Source organism: Streptomyces sp. NPDC044719 (genome assembly GCF_056433405.1).
Genome location: NZ_JBWKHE010000003.1, coordinates 303,340 through 320,959, shown reverse-complemented (window position 1 = coordinate 320,959; position 17,620 = coordinate 303,340). Strand labels below are relative to the sequence as shown.

At 71.3% G+C, this 17,620-nt stretch carries 13 protein-coding genes and 1 tRNA gene; 9 read left to right on the top strand and 5 right to left on the bottom strand.

Annotated features, from left to right (window positions below; translation table 11 throughout):
• Window positions 1-5: 5 nt before the first annotated feature.
• The 4 genes from AC07DF_RS13000 to AC07DF_RS12985 all read right to left on the bottom strand — a co-directional run bounded on the left by AC07DF_RS13000 (window position 6) and on the right by AC07DF_RS12985 (window position 4,085).
• Window positions 6-1,259, bottom strand: coding sequence for a cytochrome P450 family protein (locus tag AC07DF_RS13000; RefSeq protein WP_478969970.1), 1,254 nt, complete (start codon window positions 1,257-1,259; stop codon window positions 6-8).
• A gap of 91 nt (window positions 1,260-1,350) precedes the next feature.
• A complete protein-coding gene (locus tag AC07DF_RS12995) occupies window positions 1,351-2,022 on the bottom strand; it encodes a ScbR family autoregulator-binding transcription factor (protein ID WP_478969968.1) in 672 nt (223 codons plus the stop codon).
• A gap of 119 nt (window positions 2,023-2,141) precedes the next feature.
• Complete coding sequence (locus AC07DF_RS12990) at window positions 2,142-2,801, bottom strand: response regulator (protein WP_478970960.1); 660 nt, start codon at window positions 2,799-2,801, stop codon at window positions 2,142-2,144.
• Window positions 2,802-2,813: 12 nt separating this feature from the next.
• Window positions 2,814-4,085: a sensor histidine kinase gene (locus tag AC07DF_RS12985; RefSeq protein WP_478969966.1), complete on the bottom strand. Its 1,272-nt coding sequence runs from the start codon at window positions 4,083-4,085 to the stop codon at window positions 2,814-2,816.
• Between the two features lie 159 nt (window positions 4,086-4,244).
• Between AC07DF_RS12985 and AC07DF_RS12980 the strand changes: the two genes are divergently transcribed.
• From AC07DF_RS12980 to AC07DF_RS12970, 3 genes are all read left to right on the top strand, one after another.
• Complete coding sequence (locus AC07DF_RS12980) at window positions 4,245-4,967, top strand: ABC transporter ATP-binding protein (protein WP_478969964.1); 723 nt, start codon at window positions 4,245-4,247, stop codon at window positions 4,965-4,967.
• 316 nt (window positions 4,968-5,283) lie between these two features.
• Complete coding sequence (locus AC07DF_RS12975; protein WP_478969962.1) at window positions 5,284-7,734, top strand: FtsX-like permease family protein; 2,451 nt, start codon at window positions 5,284-5,286, stop codon at window positions 7,732-7,734.
• 63 nt (window positions 7,735-7,797) lie between these two features.
• Window positions 7,798-8,400, top strand: a complete 603-nt coding sequence (locus AC07DF_RS12970; protein ID WP_478969960.1) for a winged helix-turn-helix transcriptional regulator — start codon at window positions 7,798-7,800, stop codon at window positions 8,398-8,400.
• A gap of 133 nt (window positions 8,401-8,533) precedes the next feature.
• Here AC07DF_RS12970 and AC07DF_RS12965 read toward each other — a convergent pair.
• Window positions 8,534-8,617: transfer RNA gene (locus tag AC07DF_RS12965), tRNA-Leu, on the bottom strand.
• A gap of 476 nt (window positions 8,618-9,093) precedes the next feature.
• On the opposite strand from AC07DF_RS12965, the gene AC07DF_RS12960 reads away from it, so the two are divergent.
• From AC07DF_RS12960 to pknB, 6 genes are all read left to right on the top strand, one after another.
• On the top strand, window positions 9,094-9,963 hold the full coding sequence (locus tag AC07DF_RS12960; protein ID WP_478969958.1) for an FhaA domain-containing protein: 870 nt from the start codon (window positions 9,094-9,096) through the stop codon (window positions 9,961-9,963).
• A gap of 10 nt (window positions 9,964-9,973) precedes the next feature.
• The gene (locus AC07DF_RS12955) at window positions 9,974-10,489 is read left to right on the top strand and encodes an FHA domain-containing protein FhaB/FipA (RefSeq protein WP_478969956.1); all 516 of its coding nucleotides are present in this window, start codon (window positions 9,974-9,976) and stop codon (window positions 10,487-10,489) included.
• A gap of 138 nt (window positions 10,490-10,627) precedes the next feature.
• Window positions 10,628-12,181, top strand: a complete 1,554-nt coding sequence (locus AC07DF_RS12950; RefSeq protein WP_478969954.1) for a Stp1/IreP family PP2C-type Ser/Thr phosphatase — start codon at window positions 10,628-10,630, stop codon at window positions 12,179-12,181.
• A 27-nt stretch (window positions 12,182-12,208) separates the two neighbouring features.
• On the top strand, window positions 12,209-13,657 hold the full coding sequence (locus AC07DF_RS12945; protein WP_478969952.1) for an FtsW/RodA/SpoVE family cell cycle protein: 1,449 nt from the start codon (window positions 12,209-12,211) through the stop codon (window positions 13,655-13,657).
• Window positions 13,654-15,132, top strand: a complete 1,479-nt coding sequence (locus tag AC07DF_RS12940) for a peptidoglycan D,D-transpeptidase FtsI family protein (RefSeq protein ID WP_478969950.1) — start codon at window positions 13,654-13,656, stop codon at window positions 15,130-15,132. Before AC07DF_RS12945 ends, AC07DF_RS12940 begins: the two co-directional genes overlap by 4 nt.
• Before the next feature lie 168 nt (window positions 15,133-15,300).
• Entirely contained in the window at window positions 15,301-17,319 is a 2,019-nt protein-coding gene (gene pknB, locus AC07DF_RS12935; RefSeq protein WP_478969948.1) for a Stk1 family PASTA domain-containing Ser/Thr kinase, read from the top strand.
• Window positions 17,320-17,620 lie beyond the last annotated feature (301 nt).

Below are 17,620 nucleotides of genomic sequence, written 5' to 3'. Positions count from 1 at the left end.
GCTCCTCACTCCTCGAGCCGGGGGCCGTGCAGCAGGACGGGCAGTTCCTCGTGCCCCGTCGAGATGATGGAGCGCAGCCGCTTCGGCGGGCGGGACGGGTCGGCCAGGGCCAGGCGCGGGAAACGGTCGAACAGGGACGTCAGGGCCGCCGTCGCCTCGGCCATGGCCAGCGGCCGGCCCAGGCAGTGGTGCACGCCGTGGCCGAAGGACACATGGTCGCGGCTGGTGGCACGGGTGAGGTCGAACCGCTCGGCGTCGGGGCCGTGCCGCTCGGGGTCGCGTCCGGCACCGGCGAAGGAGACCACCAGCGGATCGCCCTTCGGGATCGTCAGACCCGGCTCGATCTCGATGTCCTCGACGGCGTAGCGCAGGCCCGACATGGCGCCCGGCGCTTCGAGGCGCAGCGACTCCTCGAGGGCGTCCTCCCAGGTCGCCCGCCCGGAGCGGACCAGTTCGAGCTGGTCGGGGTGGGCGAGCAGGCTGTGCACGGTGTTGTCGATGAGGTTGACGGTGGTCTCGAAGCCCGCGGTGAGCAGCAGGATCAGGTTGTCCATCAACTCCTGTTCGCTGAGGCTGCCTTCGTCGCGGGCGGCGATGAGGGCCGTCGTCAGGTCGTCGGCCGGGTGCTCGCGCTTGTCCTGGAGGAACGCGGTGAGCGTGCCGTACAGCTCGACCCCGTTGGCCTGGGCTTCCTCCAGGGAGATCGCCGTGTCGAAGAAGCGGCCGATGATGCGGTGGAGGGCACCGCGCGGACCGTTCTCACCGGCCGGTACGCCGAAGAGTTCGCACACCACCTCGTGCGGCACCGCGGCCGCGAACGCCGCCCGCAGGTCGACGACTTCGCCCTCCGGGATCCGCTCCAGGTCGTCCAGCGCCCGGTCGACGATCTCCTGGACGCGCGGGAGCAGCGCCTCGACGCGCCGCTTGGTGAAGGCGGCGGCCATCGGTTTGCGCAGCCGACTGTGGTCGGTGCCGTAGGCGGTGACCATGTTGCGCACCGAAACCCAGATCGCGAGCGGCCAGGTGCGGGAGATGTCCCCGTTGATCCAGGCCGGCCAGTGCCGAAAGGCGTCCTTGCTCGTCTCGGGGCCGGCCAGGAGCCGCTTGTTCAGCTCCAGGCCGTTGATCCACCACGCCCGGACGCCGCCGGGGAGTTCCACTTCGACGGCCGGGCCCTGGTCGCGGATCCGGGCTATCTCGCTGTAGAGGTCCTGGCCTGACGGGTCGATCATCAGGAAGGGGCAGGCCTGCTGTGCCATGACACTTCGCTCCTTGGTCCAAGGGCTGGGGAACCATGGTGCGATCCGGCCATCGAAAAAACTTGGCGTCCGGTTTGTTTTGGCCACTGCTTCACAGAGTGTTGGCCAGGGACTGGCACGTCTCCGTGTAGCCGGAATCCACGGGGTCCGGACAGGTCCCCGCCGGATCCAGCACGCCGGCCAGGTGCGGCGCGGCCACGCAGGGCAGGAGCAGCCGCCACAGGTCGGTCAGCGAGGGGCGGGCGAGCCGGCCGTGATCCTCGCGGGCCAGCACCTCGATGCCGGTCGTGGCGGCGAGGACGACGGCGCCGGTGCGGTGCGGCGGCACACCGGCGGCGAGTTCGCCCTTGCGCTCCGCCTCGGCGAGCAGGTCGTCCACGCACTCCCGCCACTCATGGCGCAGATCCCGCACCCGCCCGGCGGCCGCCTCCGCGTTCAGCCGTAACCCCGCCCGCGCCACGCTGTCCGCGCACAGCAGCCGGGCGACCTGGTGCGTGACGTCCACGAGGCGCTGCAGGGCGCAGCCGTCGCCGTCGCGGCCCCGGGCCGCCGCCCGGCGCAGGGCCCGGGCGGCCGCGTCCTCGACGGCCTCGGCGACGGCCGCCTTGTTCTCGAAGTGGAAGTGCAGCGCTCCGGAGCTGACCCCGGCGCCCGCGCTGATCTCCGCCAGGTTGGCCTGGACGTATCCCCGTGCCTCGAACTGCCCGGCCGCCGACCGGATCAGCGCGAGGCGGGTCCGGACGGCCCGGTCCTGTTTGGTCACCGGTGGCTCCCCTGGAGGGCTCTGATGGCGGCGCAATGAAACCAACTCGCTGGTTTTATACAACGCGCCCGCGACACAAGCGCCTTGGGGCCGGCTCCCGCCCGCGGACCGGGACCGCCCTAGGCCCGCAGATACGCCAGCACCGCCAGCACCCGGCGGTGGGTCTCGTCCGCCGGTGGCAGGTCGAGCTTCATGAGGATGCCGGAGATGTGTTTGCCCACGGCCGCATCGGAGACGACCAGTTCACGGGCGATCGCGCTGTTGGACCTGCCCTGCGCGATCAGCGCCAGCACCTCCCGCTCGCGCGGGGTGAGCCGCTCCAGCGGGTCGCGGCGGCGGCGCAGCAACTGCCGTACGACCTCGGGGTCGACGACGGTGCCGCCGTCGGCCACCTCGCCGAGCGCCTCGACGAACTCCTCGACCTGGCCGACCCGGTCCTTCAGCAGATAGCCGACGCCCGTGCCGTCACCGGAGTCCAGCAGCTCGGCGGCGTACCGGCGCTGCACGTACTGGCTGAGGACCAGGACGGGCAGCGCGGGACGCTCCCGGCGCAGCCGCACGGCCGCGTGCAGGCCCTCGTCCTGGAAGCCGGGCGGCATCCGTACGTCCGTCACGACCACGTCCGGCGTGTGCTCCTCGACGGCCGCGACCAGCGCCTCGGCGTCCCCCACCGCGGCGACGACCTCGTGTCCGCAACGGCCGAGCAGCCCGACGAGCCCGTCCCGCAGCAGCACGCTGTCCTCGGCCAGGACCACACGCAGCGGCCGGTCGACTCGCAGGGTCACGGCCGGTCAACTCTCAGGCTCACAGGGGATCTCCACACGCAGCAGGGTCGGCCCGCCGGGCGGGCTGGACAGGGAGAGTCTGCCATCGAGCACCGACACCCGGTCGGCGAGTCCGGTCAGCCCGCTGCCCGCGCCGGCCCGCGCACCCCCGCGGCCGTCGTCCCGGACCAGGAGGAACAGCCGGCCGTCGCGGTGCCCGCCGCTCACCTCCGCCCGGCCGGCCCCGCTGTGCCGGCCCACGTTGGCGAGCGCCTCGCACACCACGAAGTACGCGGCGGCCTCGACCGCCTGGGAGAGCCGCCCGGGCAGCTCCAGATCGACGTCCACGGGCACGGCCGAGCGGTCGGCGGCGTCGGCTACGGCGGCCTCGAGGCCGTAGTCGGCGAGGACCTTGGGATGGATGCCGTGGATGAGCTCGCGCAGTTCCGCGAGGGCCGTGCCCGCCTCCTCGTGGGCCTTGGCGAGCTGATCGGCCAGCGGCCCGGGCGGGACGTCGAGCCGGGCCAGACCGAGCGTCATCGTCAGGGCGACGAGCCGCTGCTGCGCCCCGTCGTGCAGATCGCGCTCGATACGCCGCCGTTCCGCCTCGAAGGCGTCCACCAACCGCACCCGGGACCGTGCCAGTTCGACCACCCTGGCCCCCAGGTCGGCCTCGCGCGGCGCGATCAGCAGCCGGGTCAGCCCGGCCCGGGCCCCGGCCACGACGCCCAGCAGATAGGCGCCCAGGGCGAGGAGCAGCAGCCCGAGGAGGGCGAACCCGAAGGCGGCCGGCCAGGAGGTGACGAGCCACACCTTGAGCACCTTCGCCTCGCCGAAGACGGCCAGGAACACCGGGGTGGCCACCACCGTCAACGGGCACAGCAGGCCCACGGCGAGCGCGAGGGCGTCGACCGGCCACAGCAGCCCCGCGAACAGCAGGGCGTGGCCGAACTCCCGCCAGGTGGCCCGTTCCCGCAGCCGGGTCGTGAGCCAGGCCCGCAGGCCCGGGGCGCGGGGCGGCTCGTGCGGGTCGGGCGCGGGGTCCGGGTCGACCAGCCGCAGCCGCAGCCGCTCCAGCGCCGCCACCGGGATGCCCGCCAGGACCGTGCACAGGAGCAGCGGCAGCCCCACCAGCGCGAGCGCGAGCACCCCGCCCGCCGCCGCCGACAGCACGATCCCCACGAGTACGACGACGCCCGTCACCGCGCCGGTGAGCAGGTAACCGGCCGAGCGCCAGGGCCACGCCGACAGCGGATAGCCCGGGCGGGACAGGGCCTGCCACACATTCCGAGGGTGCATGACGATCACCCTAGAAGCCGGTCGGGGGCGCGGCCATGGGCTCAGGCGGAGGCCGGACGGTATGCCTGGCCCTACCCCAGGTCTAGGCCCCGCCGCACTGCGCCGGCCCGCCCTCGCGCGATTTCGTTGAGGCCCGGTCAGTCGACGTGAGGTAGGGCCATGAACGCCATCCAGCTGGACTCGGTCACCAGGACCTACGGAGCCGTCACCGCACTCGACGGGGTGTCGCTCTCGTTCCCCGCGGGGACCTTCACCGCCGTCATGGGCCCCTCCGGCTCCGGCAAGTCCACCCTGCTCCAGTGCGCCGCGGGCCTGGACCGGCCCACCTCCGGCTCGGTCACCGTCGGCGGCACGGAACTGACCGGCCTGAGCGAGCGGCGGCTGACCCTGCTGCGCCGCGAGCGCGTCGGGTTCGTCTTCCAGGCGTTCAACCTGCTGCCCTCGCTGACCGCCGAGCAGAACGTGGCCCTGCCCCTGCGCCTGGCCGGCCGCCGCGTCCCGAAGGCCCGGGTGCGCCAGGCACTCCAGCAGGTCGGCCTCGCCGACCGGGCCCGGCACCGACCGTCCCAGCTCTCCGGCGGCCAGCAGCAACGCGTCGCCCTGGCCCGGGCGTTGATCACCCGCCCCGAGGTGCTGTTCGGCGACGAACCGACCGGTGCGCTGGACACCCGGACCGGCCGTGAGGTGCTGGAGCTGCTGCGCGGCATGGTCGACCGCGAGGGCCAGACGGTCGTCATGGTCACGCACGACCCGGTCGCCGCCGCGTACGCCGACCGCGTGCTCTTCCTCGTCGACGGCCGCGTCCACGGCGAGTTGACCACCCCGGACGCCGAGACCGTCGCGGCCCGCATGACCCGCCTGGAGGCCGCGCCGTGCGCATGACCCACCGGAAAACCACCGGCCCGCCCAGGCCCCGCCTGAAGACCACCGGCCCGCACAGGCCCCGCCGGAAGACCACCGCCACTCGCACAACCCGCCCCGGGGCCACCACCACCCCCAAGCCCCGCCCGAGTCACATCGCCGCCCCAACGCCCCATTCCGAGGCCCTCGCCGCCCGCACAACCCGCCCACGGACCACCGCCACCCGAACGCCCCGCCCGCAGAGCACCACCGCTACGCCCCGCCCGCAGAGCACAACCGCCCGCACACCCCACCCGAAGCCCACCGCCACCCACACCCCCCACCCCGAGGCCCTTCCATGCTGAGCGTCACCCTGCGTTCCCTGCGCACCCGTTGGGTCACTTTCACCGGCAGTTTCGTCGCGCTCTCGCTGGGCGTGGCCCTGCTCACGGTGATGGGACTGGCCCTGGCCTCCTCGGCCGCCGCCCCGGAGCGCGCCCCCGAACGGTTCGCCGCCGCCCCGGTCGTCGTCAAGGGCCAGGACACGCTGCGCGTACCGACCCCGATCGGCGAGCGCACGTCCCGGCTCGCCCACCCGCGCCCGCTGTCCGCCGCGACGATCGCGGAGGTGCGGAAGCTGGGCCCCGTGGTGGCGGACCGCTCCTTCGCCGTACGCGCCGCGGGCGGCCCCGCCGACCTCGTCGGCCACCCCTGGTCCACCGCCGCGCTCGCCCCCTACGACCTCGCCACCGGCCGCGCGCCCCGCACCGCCGGCGAGGCAGCCGTCACCGGCGACTGGGCACGCCCCGGCCAACAGCTCCGCACCGACCGGGGCACCGTACGCGTCGTCGGCACCCTGACCTCCCGCGGCTTCGAGAACGCCGTGTTCTTCACCGACGCCCGCGCCGCCGAACTGTCCCCTCCGGTCCACCGGCTGGCGGTCACGGCGGATCCGGCAGCCGTACGGAAGGCCGTGGGCGACGGCGCCCAGGTCCTCACCGGGAACGCGCGCCGCCTCGCCGACGCCGATCCCGACCGGGACAGCGAGGCACTCACCGCGATGAACGCCCTGTTCGGCACGGCCGGCGGCGTCACCGCCTTCGTGTCGGTCTTCGTCGTGGCGTCGACCTTCGCCTTCGCGGTCGCCCAGCGGCGCCGGGAGTTCGCCCTGCTGCGCACCGCCGGGGCGACCCCGGGCCAGATCCGCCGGACCGTCCTCCTCGAGGCCCTCGCCGTCGGCGTCCTCGCCTCGGCCGCAGGCTGCGCCCTCGGCTCCTACGGGGCACCGCTGCTGGCCGACCGAGTGGCCGCCGAGGGCCTCGCCCCGGCCTGGTTCACCATCGGCGACCACACCTGGCCGTACCACGCGGCCTTCTGGACCGGCCTGCTCGTGGCCCTGTGCGGAGCGACCGCGGCCTCCTGGCGGGCCGGCCGCACCGGCCCCACCGAAGCCCTGCGCGAGGCCTCGGCGGACAGCCGGACCCTGACACCCGGCCGGCTGCTCTTCGGTACGGCCCTCCTCCTGACGTCCGCCGTGACGCTGGCCCTCGCCCTGACCGGCGCCCCGGGCGACCTCCTCCAGCGCAAGACGTACATCACCCGCCCGATGCTGCTGATCACCGCGACCGCCCTGCTGACACCGCTCGTCCTGCGCCCCCTGACCCGGCTGCTGACCTGGCTGCCCGCCCTCCTGCCCGGTGCCGGCGGCCTGCTGGTCCGCGAGAACACCGCCGCCGGGGTACGCCGCACCGCAGCCCTCGCGGCCCCCGTGCTGGTCACGGTCGCCCTCGCGGGTTCCCTGCTCGGCGCCACCGCGACCCTCGACGGGGCGCAGGCCACCGAGGCCAGGGAGCGCACCACCGCGGCCTTCGTCGTCACCCCGGCGGCCGGGACGGCCTTCGACGCCGCCACGCTGCGCAGGCTCCGGGCGGTACCGGGAGCCGAGGTGTCCCCGACGTCCACGACGGCCGTCCACGTCCTGGAGGACGGCGTGGCCCTCGTCCGCTCCGAGGCCCGCGCCGCGACCCCCGGCCTCCTCGCTGCCACCGCACGCCTTCCGCTCACCGCGGGCAGCACGACCGGCCTCGACGACGACTCGATCATCGTCAACGAGGAGTGGCAGCGGCACCGGGTCGGCGAGCGGGTCCGGGTGTGGCTCGGCGACGGCACCCCGCGGACCCTGCGGATCGCCGCGGTGATGGCTACCGGCACCGGCGACAACGGTGTCTACGTCACCCCGCGCAACGCCCCCGGCGCCCCGGTCGACCGCGTGGACGTGGCCCTGGCCGACGGCGCGGACCCGGGCGCCGTGGCCACCGCCCTGCGCGAGGCGGCCGGCACCGGGAACGGGCAGGTCCTCACCCGGCAGGAATGGCTCAGCGCCACCGCCCCCGGCACCAACCGCACCACCCGCCTCGGCCTCCTGCTCGTCCTCGGCATCGCCCTCCTCTACACGGGCATCTCCGTGGCCAACACCACCGTCATGGCCACCTCCGACCGGATCCGCGACCTGGCCGTGCTGCGGCTGACCGGCGCCACCAGGTGGCAGGTCCTGCGGCTGACCGGCGCCGAGGCCCTGACGGTCGTCACGGCCGGCACACTCCTCGGCCTCCTGGCCGCCGTGGTCAACCTGGCCGGCATGTGGACCGCCGTCGCGCTGCTGTCGGTCCGGCCCACCCTCGTCCTGCCGTGGCAGGCCCTCGGCACGACAGCGGCCGCCTGCGCGCTCCTGGCCGTCCTCTCCGCGACACTCCCCGCAGCGGTCGCCCTGCGCCGCCGCCCCGTGGAACTGGCGGGCGTACGGGAGTGACGCGGCGAACGCCGGTGGATCTCATCATGAGACCGAGAAACGCGGGACCAATAAAGTGGAGCCATGCGACGGACCTCGTTCGACACCTGGCCCTGCTCGATCGCCCGCACCGCAGACATCCTGGGCGACGCCTGGACCCTGCTGGTGCTGCGCGAGGTCTTCTACGGCGAGTCCCGCTTCGACGGCTTCATCGGCTCGCTCGGCATCGCCCGCAACACCCTCACCGACCGGCTGCGCCGCCTGGAGTCCGAGGGCCTCCTGCGGCGGCGCGCCTACCAGACCGACCCGGTGCGCCACGAGTACCTGCTGACGGACAAGGGCCGTGACTTCTTCGGTGTCCTCGCCGCGATCAACGCCTGGGGCGACCGCTGGCTGGCCGGCGAGGAGGGCGCCCCGGTCGTCCTGCGCCACACGTTGTGCGACCACGACACCGAGGCCAGGGTCGTCTGCTCTTCCTGCGGCGCGCCCCTGCACCACCAGGACCTGACCGCCCGCACCGGCCCCGGCTACCCGCCCCGCCTCCTGGACGACCCCGCCGTCCGGGAGCGCTTCGCCCCCGGACGGACCCTGGGGGACCGCCGGGTCCAGACGTCGCAGTCTCCAGCAGGAAGAACCGGCCGCGCGGCGGCACCACCGGCTCCTCACACCACGCCCCAGGCGCCGTGAGATAGCTCACGCGCGAGGCCGCCGTGGGGTCTGACCAGGCTGTGTGATGCCTCACAGGGTTCATACGAACGAGAAACGGGCCCCTGCCGTGACTTCCGTCACCGGCAGAGACCCGTCTCATCGGTTCTCTCTGTGCGCGAGGGGGGAGTTGAACCCCCACGCCCTTGCGGGCACTGGAACCTGAATCCAGCGCGTCTGCCTATTCCGCCACCCGCGCATTTGGGTGTGCCCTGGGCTCCTGGCCCCTTGCGGGCCTGGCGCCTTCCGACACCCAGAACATTAGCACGCAGGACGGGGTGGGTTCACATCCCTTCTCCCCGCAGGCAGACCGGCCCCCGAACCTTCGATGCCCTGGCCACGTATCAACACGCACTGCTTCACGTATCAACCTCGTACCGGTACCCCTTGTCTCCCCAAGAGGCGGTCCGGCTCCACAGCCGGGTGCGGGACACTGGTCCACGGCCGCCTCTACGATCCTTGGCAGGGGTACGCGAGGCGGTAACGCGCAGCAGTACCACCGGAGGAGTTCGAAGACGAGCTCCACAGGGAACTTCGTCATGCGTCGACACCCGTCGGCCTGGCCGACAGGGGGAACCAGCCGATCGACCGGCGCGTGGATACGATCAGTAAGCAGTACCAGGCAAGTGGCCCGCAGGGCAGTACACAGGACGGCAGCCAAGGAGGAGGTGCCCCATGGGAGTCCTGAAGAAGTTCGAGCAGCGTCTCGAAGGTCTGGTCAACGGCACCTTTGCCAAGGTGTTCAAGTCCGAGGTCCAGCCCGTGGAGATCGCGGGTGCGCTCCAGCGCGAGTGCGACAACAACGCCACCATCTGGAACCGCGACCGGACGGTCGTGCCCAACGACTTCATCGTCGAGCTGAGCACGCCGGACTTCGAGCGGCTCAGCCCCTACTCCGGCCAGCTCGGCGACGAGCTCGCAGGCATGGTGCGCGACTACGCCAAGCAGCAGCGCTACACCTTCATGGGCCCGATCAAGGTCCATCTGGAGAAGGCTGACGACCTCGACACCGGCCTGTACCGCGTGCGCAGCCGTACGCTCGCCTCCTCCAGCAGCCAGCAGGACGGCCCCGGAGGCGGCGCGGCAGCGCCCGCCGCCCCGCAGGGCGGACGCGGCGGCTACGGCTACCCGCCGGCCGCGGGCGCGCCCGCGGGCGCGCCGCCCATGCCGGCCGCGCCGCCGCCCGGCGGCCGCCCCGGCGGGTACGGCTACCCGCAGCCCGCAGGCGGCCAGCGGCCCCCGGCCGCCCCGGCGGCCGGCGGACGTACCCGCCACTGGATCGAGATCAACGGCACACGCCACCAGATCTCCCGCGCGACGCTGGTGCTGGGTCGCAGCACCGAGGCCGACGTGCGGATCGACGACCCCGGCGTCTCCCGCCGGCACTGCGAGATCCGGACCGGAACGCCCTCGACGATCCAGGATCTCGGATCCACCAACGGCATCGTGGTGGACGGGCAGCACACCACCCGCGCTACGCTCCGCGACGGCTCGCGGATCGTCGTGGGCAGCACCACCATCATTTACCGGCAAGCCGAAGGGTGAAGCGGGGGCAATGTCAGAGCTGACCCTCACGGTCATGCGGCTGGGTTTCCTGGCCGTACTGTGGCTGTTCGTGATCGTGGCCGTGCAGGTCATCCGGAGCGACCTGTTCGGTACGCGTGTCACGCAGCGCGGCTCGCGCCGCGAGGCCGGCCGGCAGCAGCAGGCCGCCGCTGCCCGCCAGGCACCGCCGCAGCAGCGCCAGCAGTCCGCCGGCGGCCGGCGCGGCCGTAACGCCCCCACCAAGCTGGTCGTGACCGAGGGCACCCTCACCGGCACGACGGTCGCGCTCCAGGGCCAGACCATCACCCTGGGCCGGGCGCACGACTCGACGATCGTGCTGGACGACGACTACGCGTCCAGCCGTCATGCCAGGATCTACCCGGACCGCGACGGCCAGTGGATCGTCGAGGACCTCGGATCCACCAACGGCACGTACCTGGACCGGAACCGGCTGACGACTCCCACACCGATTGCGCTGGGCGCGCCGATCCGCATCGGCAAGACCGTCATCGAGCTGCGGAAGTAGTGCTACACCAATGAATGAGCGCGAGCGGAGCGAGCACGCAGTGGCGGGCCCCCCTGGCCCCCGCGCGCTCCCGACCGGAGGGTGGGCAGTGTGGCTCGACACGACCGGCTGTACCCGGAGCCGACAGGCGAGGTGCGCATGAGTCTGTCACTGCGCTTCGCCGCCGGATCGCACAAGGGGATGATCCGGGAGGGCAACGAGGACTCCGGGTACGCCGGCCCGCGCCTGCTCGCCATCGCCGACGGCATGGGCGGCGCCGCGGCCGGTGAGGTCGCCTCCTCCGAGGCGATCTCCACCATCGTCGCGCTCGACGACGACGTCCCCGGCTCCGACGTCCTCACCTCGCTCGGCACCGCCGTGCAGCGCGCCAACGACCAGCTGCGCTCCATGGTCGAGGAGGACCCCCAGCTGGAGGGCATGGGGACCACCCTGACCGCCCTGCTCTGGACGGGCCAGCGCCTCGGTCTCGTCCACGTCGGCGACTCCCGCGCCTACCTCCTGCGCGACGGCGTCCTGACGCAGATCACGCAGGACCACACCTGGGTGCAGCGCCTGGTCGACGAGGGCCGCATCACCGAGGAAGAGGCGACGACCCACCCGCAGCGGTCGCTGCTGATGCGGGCGCTCGGCTCCGGCGACCACGTCGAGCCGGACCTGTCCATCCGCGAGGTCCGCGCCGGCGACCGCTATCTGATCTGCTCCGACGGCCTGTCCGGCGTGGTGTCCCACCAGACCCTGGAGGACACCCTCGCCAGCTATCAGGGGCCGCAGGAGACCGTCCAGAACCTGATCGAGCTGGCGCTGCGCGGCGGCGGCCCGGACAACATCACGGTGATCGTCGCCGACGTCCTCGACCTGGACACCGGTGACACCCTCGCGGGCCAGCTCTCCGACACCCCGGTCGTGGTCGGCGCCGTCGCCGAGAACCAGCACCAGCTGCACGACAACGGCATCATGCAGACCCCCGCCGGCCGCGCCTCCGGCCTCGGCCGTCAGGGGCACGGGCACGGCGGCGGAGGCGAGTTCGGCCCGCCCGGCTCCGGCGACACGACCGGCTACATCCCGGCGAACGGCCTCGACTACGGCGACGACGACTTCGTCAAGCCGCGGCGCAAGGGCCGGTGGCTGAAGAGATCCTTCTACGGCGCGCTCGCACTGGCCGTCATCGGCGGCGGTCTGTACGGCGGCTGGCGCTGGACGCAGACGCAGTACTACGTCGGCGCCGAGGACGAGCACGTCGCGCTGTACCGGGGCATCAGCCAGGATCTGGCCTGGGTGTCGCTGTCGAAGGTCGAGAAGGACCACCCCGAGATCGAACTCAAGTACCTGCCGCCCTACCAGCAGAAGCTGGTCAAGGCGACCATCGCCGAGGGCGGACTGAAGAACGCCCAGTCGAAGATCCAGGAACTGTCGGTGCAGGCCTCCGCGTGCAAGAAGGAAGCGCAGCGGCGCGACGCCGAGAGCCGGAACAACGCCAAGACCGGCGAAGGCGAGGCCGGGGGGACCACGGGAACCACTCCCGCCTCCTTCACGTCCAAGGCCACACCGACGCCGAACCCGTCGAACCCGTCGGGCTCGCCGTCGGCGCCTGAGAAGTCCACGCCCCCGTCCACGACCGCACCTACTCCCAGCCCCGGCCCCAGCCTCTCGGAGGAAGAGCAGAAGGTCGTCTCGCTGTGCGGTAAGCAGTAGGCAAGCCGTGAGAGGCCCTGTCACACGATGAGCAGTACGAATACGTCGAACTCGCCGACGCACCACACGTCCACGATCGGCGCGATCGGTGCGCCGAGCCGGCGCAACACCGAACTCGCGCTGCTGGTGTTCGCCGTCGTCATCCCGGTCTTCGCCTACGCCAACGTGGGGCTGGCCATCAATGACGAGGTGCCCGCCGGCCTGCTGAGCTACGGGCTGGGCCTCGGTCTACTGGCCGGTGTGGGCCATCTCGTCGTACGGAAGTTCGCGCCCTACGCGGACCCGCTGATGCTGCCGCTGGCCACGCTGCTGAACGGGATCGGGCTGGTCGCCATCTGGCGGCTGGACCAGTCGACGCGACTGCAGGCGTCCAACACGTTCGTCGAAGCGGCTCCTCGCCAGCTGATGTACTCCGCGCTCGGTGTCGCCCTGTTCGTCGGGGTGATCATCTTCTTGAAGGACCACCGTGTCCTGCAGCGTTACACGTACATCTCCATGGCCGGCGCGCTGCTGCTGTTGGTGCTTCCGCTGGTTCCGGGTCTCGGCAAGAACGTCTTCGGCGCGCGGATCTGGATCCAGATCCCCGGTCTGGGCACCATCCAGCCCGGTGAGTTCGCCAAGATCGTCCTCGCGGTGTTCTTCGCGGGCTACCTCATGGTGAAGCGCGACGCGCTGGCCCTGGCCAGCCGGCGCTTCATGGGCCTGTACCTGCCGCGTGGCCGCGACCTGGGCCCGATCCTGGTCGTCTGGGCGATGTCGATCCTGATTCTGGTCTTCGAGACCGACCTCGGAACGTCGCTGCTGTTCTTCGGCATGTTCGTGATCATGCTGTACGTCGCGACCGAGCGGACCAGCTGGATCGTCTTCGGTCTGCTGATGTCCGCGGTCGGTGCCGTCAGCGTGGCCTCCTTCGAGCCGCACGTTCAGCAGCGTGTCCAGGCCTGGCTCGACCCGATGAACGAGTTCAGGCTGAGCCGGGACGGCGTCCTGGGTCACACCGAGCAGTCGATGCAGGCCCTGTGGGCCTTCGGCTCCGGTGGCACCCTCGGCACCGGACTCGGGCAGGGCAACTCCGACCTCATCGGCTTCGCCGCCAACTCCGACTTCATCCTCGCGACCTTCGGCGAGGAGCTGGGTCTGGCCGGGCTCATGGCGATCCTGCTGCTGTACGCGTTGATCGTGGAGCGCGGCGTGCGCACCGCCCTCGCCGCCCGCGACCCGTTCGGCAAGCTGCTTGCCATCGGCCTGTCCGGCGCCTTCGCGCTCCAGGTGTTCGTCGTGGCCGGCGGTGTGATGGGGCTCATCCCGCTGACCGGTATGACGATGCCGTTCCTGGCGTATGGCGGTTCCTCCGTCATCGCCAACTGGGCGCTGATCGGCATCCTGCTCCGGATCAGCGACACCGCCCGCCGCCCGGCACCCGCTCCCGCCGGCAACCCCGACGCCGAGATGACCCAGGTGGTCCGCCCGTCATGAACAAGCCCCTGCGCCGGATCGCGATCTTCTGCGGTCTCCTCGTCCTGGCCCTCCTCGTCCGTGACAACTGGATCCAGTACGTCATGGCCGACGAGCTCAGGACCGACAAGAACAACCGCCGGGTCATCATCGAGCGCTACGCCTCGCCGCGCGGCGACATCATCGTCGACGGCAAGCCCATCACCGGCTCCACCGAGACGTCCGGCAGCGACTTCAAGTTCAAGCGCACCTACAAGGACGGCGCGATGTGGGCGCCTGTCACCGGCTACGCCTCGCAGGCCTTCGGTGCCACCCAGTTGGAGAACCTCGAGGACGGCATCCTCACCGGCAACGACGACCGGCTGTTCTTCCGGAACACCCTCGACATGCTCACGGGGAAGAAGCAGCAGGGCGGCAACGTCGTCACCACCCTGAACGCCGCCGCGCAGAAGGCCGCGTACAACGGCCTGAAGAAGCAGGGCGGCAAGGGCTCGGTGGTGGCGCTGGAGCCGTCCACCGGCAAGATCCTGGCGCTGGCCTCCTTCCCGTCGTACGACCCCTCGACCTTCGCGGGCAACTCCACGACCACGGACACCAAGGCGTGGCAGAAGCTGGAGAAGAAGAACAACCCCGACGACCCGACGCTCAACCGGGCGCTGCGCGAGACCTACCCGCCCGGTTCCACCTTCAAGGTGCTCACCGCGGCCGCCGCGCTCGAGGACGGGCTGTACTCGGAGGCGGACCAAAACACCAAGACGCCGCTGCCGTGGACCATGCCGGGGACCACGACCCCGCTGAAGAACGAGGGCAACATCCCCTGCAAGAACGCCACTCTGCGCGTGGCGCTCCAGTACTCCTGCAACACCGTCTTCGGCAAGATCGGCTCCGACCTCGGCAACGAGAAGATGCTGGCGATGGCGAAGAAGTTCGGCTTCACCGAGGAGCACTTCACCCCGGTCCGTGCCAACGCCTCGGTCTTCTCCGACGACATGAACCCGTCGCAGGTCGCACTGTCCTCCATCGGCCAGTTCAACACCGCCGCGACCCCGCTGCAGATGGCCATGGTCGCCTCGGCCGTCGCCAATGACGGCAAGCTCATGAAGCCGTACATGGTAGACAAGCTCCAGGCGCCGAGCCTCGACACCGTCGAGCAGACGGAGCCCGAGGAGTACAGCCAGCCGATGTCCTCGGAGAACGCCCAGATCCTCCAGTCGATGATGGAGACGGTCGTCGACAAGGGCACGGGCTCGAACGCCAAGATCGCCGGCGTCAAGGTGGGCGGCAAGACCGGTACCGCACAGCACGGTGTCGACAACAGCGAGAACCCCTACGCGTGGTTCATCTCCTACGCCAAGGACAGCGACGGCGGCGCGCCGGTGGCGGTCGCCGTGGTGATCGAGGACGACAACGCCGTCCGTGACGACATCTCCGGCGGCGGCCTCGCGGCACCGATCGCGAGGAACGTGATGGAGGCGGTCATCGACAGCAAGAAGTGACCCCACTCACGTCTGCTTCACATCGGTGCACGTTGCGATACCGGTCCTGTATCGGCTGACGGGCTTGGCCAGGTCACACAAAGCGAGCCGGGTACGGTAGGCCCGGACGGCAGCCTCCGACCGTACAAGTTTCCGGTCGGGACCGACGGAGAGGGCTGGTAGGTAGCTATGGAAGAGCCGCGTCGCCTCGGCGGCCGGTACGAACTGGGCCAGGTGCTCGGGCGTGGTGGCATGGCGGAGGTCTACCTCGCGCATGACACCCGCCTCGGCCGCACCGTGGCGGTGAAGACGCTGCGCGCGGATCTCGCGCGTGACCCTTCCTTCCAGGCCCGGTTCCGCCGGGAGGCCCAGTCGGCCGCCTCGCTCAACCATCCCGCGATCGTCGCGGTCTACGACACGGGCGAGGACTACATCGACAACGTGTCGATCCCGTACATCGTCATGGAGTACGTGGACGGCTCGACGCTCCGTGAGCTGCTCCACTCCGGCCGCAAGCTGCTGCCGGAGCGGGCCATGGAGATGACCATCGGCATCCTCCAGGGCCTGGAGTACGCCCACCGCAACGGCATCGTCCACAGAGACATCAAGCCGGCGAACGTCATGCTGACGCGCAACGGCCAGGTCAAGGTGATGGACTTCGGCATCGCCCGCGCCATGGGCGACTCCGGCATGACGATGACCCAGACCGCGGCCGTCATCGGCACCGCCCAGTACCTCTCTCCGGAGCAGGCGAAGGGCGAGCAGGTCGACGCGAGGTCGGACCTCTACTCGACCGGCTGTCTGCTCTACGAGCTCCTGACGGTCCGCCCGCCGTTCGTGGGCGACTCCCCGGTCGCGGTGGCGTACCAGCACGTGCGGGAAGAGGCCCAGGCTCCTTCGGTCTTCGACCCCGAGATCACGCCCGAGATGGACGCGATCGTGCTGAAGGCGCTCACCAAGGACCCCGACTACCGCTACCAGTCGGCCGACGAGATGCGCGCCGACATCGAGGCCTGCCTCGACGGCCAGCCGGTCGCGGCCACGGCGGCGATGGGCTCGGTGGGCTACGGCGGCTACCCCGACGACCAGCCGACGACGGCCCTGCGCGCGGACTCCGGCGCGGGCGCCACGTCGATGCTGCCCCCCATGAACCCGGACGACGGCGGCTACGGCTACGACGACCGCCCCGACCGGCGCCGCGGGCAGCAGCGCAAGTCCAACACGTCCACGATCCTGCTGGTGGTGGCGGGCATCCTGGTCCTGGTCGGGGCGATCCTGATCGGGCGTTGGGCATTCAGCGGAAGCGGAGGCGCGGGCAACGACACGCTCCCCGCACCCAACTTCGTCGGCGAGACCCAAGCCAACGCCAGCAAGCTCGCCAACAACGCCGACCTGAAGCTGACCTTCACCAAGAAGCCCTGCGAGAACCAGACCAAGGGCAACGTCTGCGACCAGGACCCGAAGGCCGGAACGAACGTCGAGAAGGGCGACACCATCTCCCTGGTGGTGTCGACCGGGGCGCCGAAGGTGGCGGTGCCGAGTGTCGTCGGCGACATCATCGACGACGCGAGGGCGACGCTGGAGGGCGACAAGTACCAGTTCGTGGTCGAGACGAAGTCGGAGGAGTCCTCCGAGGACCCCGGCACCGTCCTCGAGCAGAACCCGGCACTGGGCGAGGAGGTGGAGAAGGGATCCAAGATCACCCTCACCATCGCCAAGGCGGAGGAGAAGTCCACCGTCCCGGACGTCCTCGGCCAGAGCTGCGACCAGGCCAAGGCGCAGATGACGGCCAACAACCTGGTCGGCAACTGCACCGAGGTGGACACCCAGGACGACAACCAGGTCGGCAAGGTCATCCAGACCACGCCGCAGGCCGGTTCCTCCGTCGACAAGAACTCGTCGGTCAACATCCAGATCGGCAAGAAGGAAAAGCAGAAGGCGCGCGTGCCGCAGGTCGTCGGCCAGACGGTCGGCCAGGCCAAGCAGACGCTCGCCCAGGCCGGTTTCACGAACATCCAGTTCGCGAACGGCAGTGACCAGAGCGACACAGCCCTCGTCGCCGGCCAGGACCCCCAGGGCAACCAGGAGGTCGACGACCCGGCGGCCACGACGATCACCCTGCAGACCGTCGGCGTCGGAGGCGGCAACAACGGCGGCAACGGCAACGGCGGCATCTTCGGCGGCATCACCGGCCGCGAGGAGGACTGAGCGCATTGCGTACGGAAGGCGCCCCAGCACCCTAGGTGCTGGGGCGCCTCGCTTTCTGTCCAAGTCTGCCCAGGTGGGGGTGATCATCAAGCGGCGAATCGTGGCCGTCCTGGGGTGCATGAAGATGTCCCCCCCCAGGCGACGCGTTCACGCCGGTCGTCGGCCCACTGTCAGGAGGAGCCGCATCGCGGCATTCCGCACCGAAGCGACCCGGCGGCGGGTGCGTACCGCGCGGTTCATCAGACGGGCAGCGCGGGCAAGTCGTTGGGTGGGGCGGCGGTCATGTCGTAGGCGGTTAGAG

Excerpts from the sequence above, each read along its gene's own strand:
- AC07DF_RS13000 (WP_478969970.1), bottom strand. The coding sequence starts at position 1,259 with ATGGCACAGCAGGCCTGCCCCTTCCTGATGATCGACCCGTCAGGCCAG.
- AC07DF_RS12985 (WP_478969966.1), bottom strand. The coding sequence starts at position 4,085 with ATGCACCCTCGGAATGTGTGGCAGGCCCTGTCCCGCCCGGGCTATCCG.
- AC07DF_RS12980 (WP_478969964.1), top strand. The coding sequence starts at position 4,245 with ATGAACGCCATCCAGCTGGACTCGGTCACCAGGACCTACGGAGCCGTC.
- AC07DF_RS12975 (WP_478969962.1), top strand. The coding sequence starts at position 5,284 with ATGCTGAGCGTCACCCTGCGTTCCCTGCGCACCCGTTGGGTCACTTTC.
- AC07DF_RS12970 (WP_478969960.1), top strand. The coding sequence starts at position 7,798 with ATGCGACGGACCTCGTTCGACACCTGGCCCTGCTCGATCGCCCGCACC.
- AC07DF_RS12960 (WP_478969958.1), top strand. The coding sequence starts at position 9,094 with ATGGGAGTCCTGAAGAAGTTCGAGCAGCGTCTCGAAGGTCTGGTCAAC.
- AC07DF_RS12955 (WP_478969956.1), top strand. The coding sequence starts at position 9,974 with ATGTCAGAGCTGACCCTCACGGTCATGCGGCTGGGTTTCCTGGCCGTA.
- AC07DF_RS12950 (WP_478969954.1), top strand. The coding sequence starts at position 10,628 with ATGAGTCTGTCACTGCGCTTCGCCGCCGGATCGCACAAGGGGATGATC.
- AC07DF_RS12945 (WP_478969952.1), top strand. The coding sequence starts at position 12,209 with ATGAGCAGTACGAATACGTCGAACTCGCCGACGCACCACACGTCCACG.
- AC07DF_RS12940 (WP_478969950.1), top strand. The coding sequence starts at position 13,654 with ATGAACAAGCCCCTGCGCCGGATCGCGATCTTCTGCGGTCTCCTCGTC.
- pknB (WP_478969948.1), top strand. The coding sequence starts at position 15,301 with ATGGAAGAGCCGCGTCGCCTCGGCGGCCGGTACGAACTGGGCCAGGTG.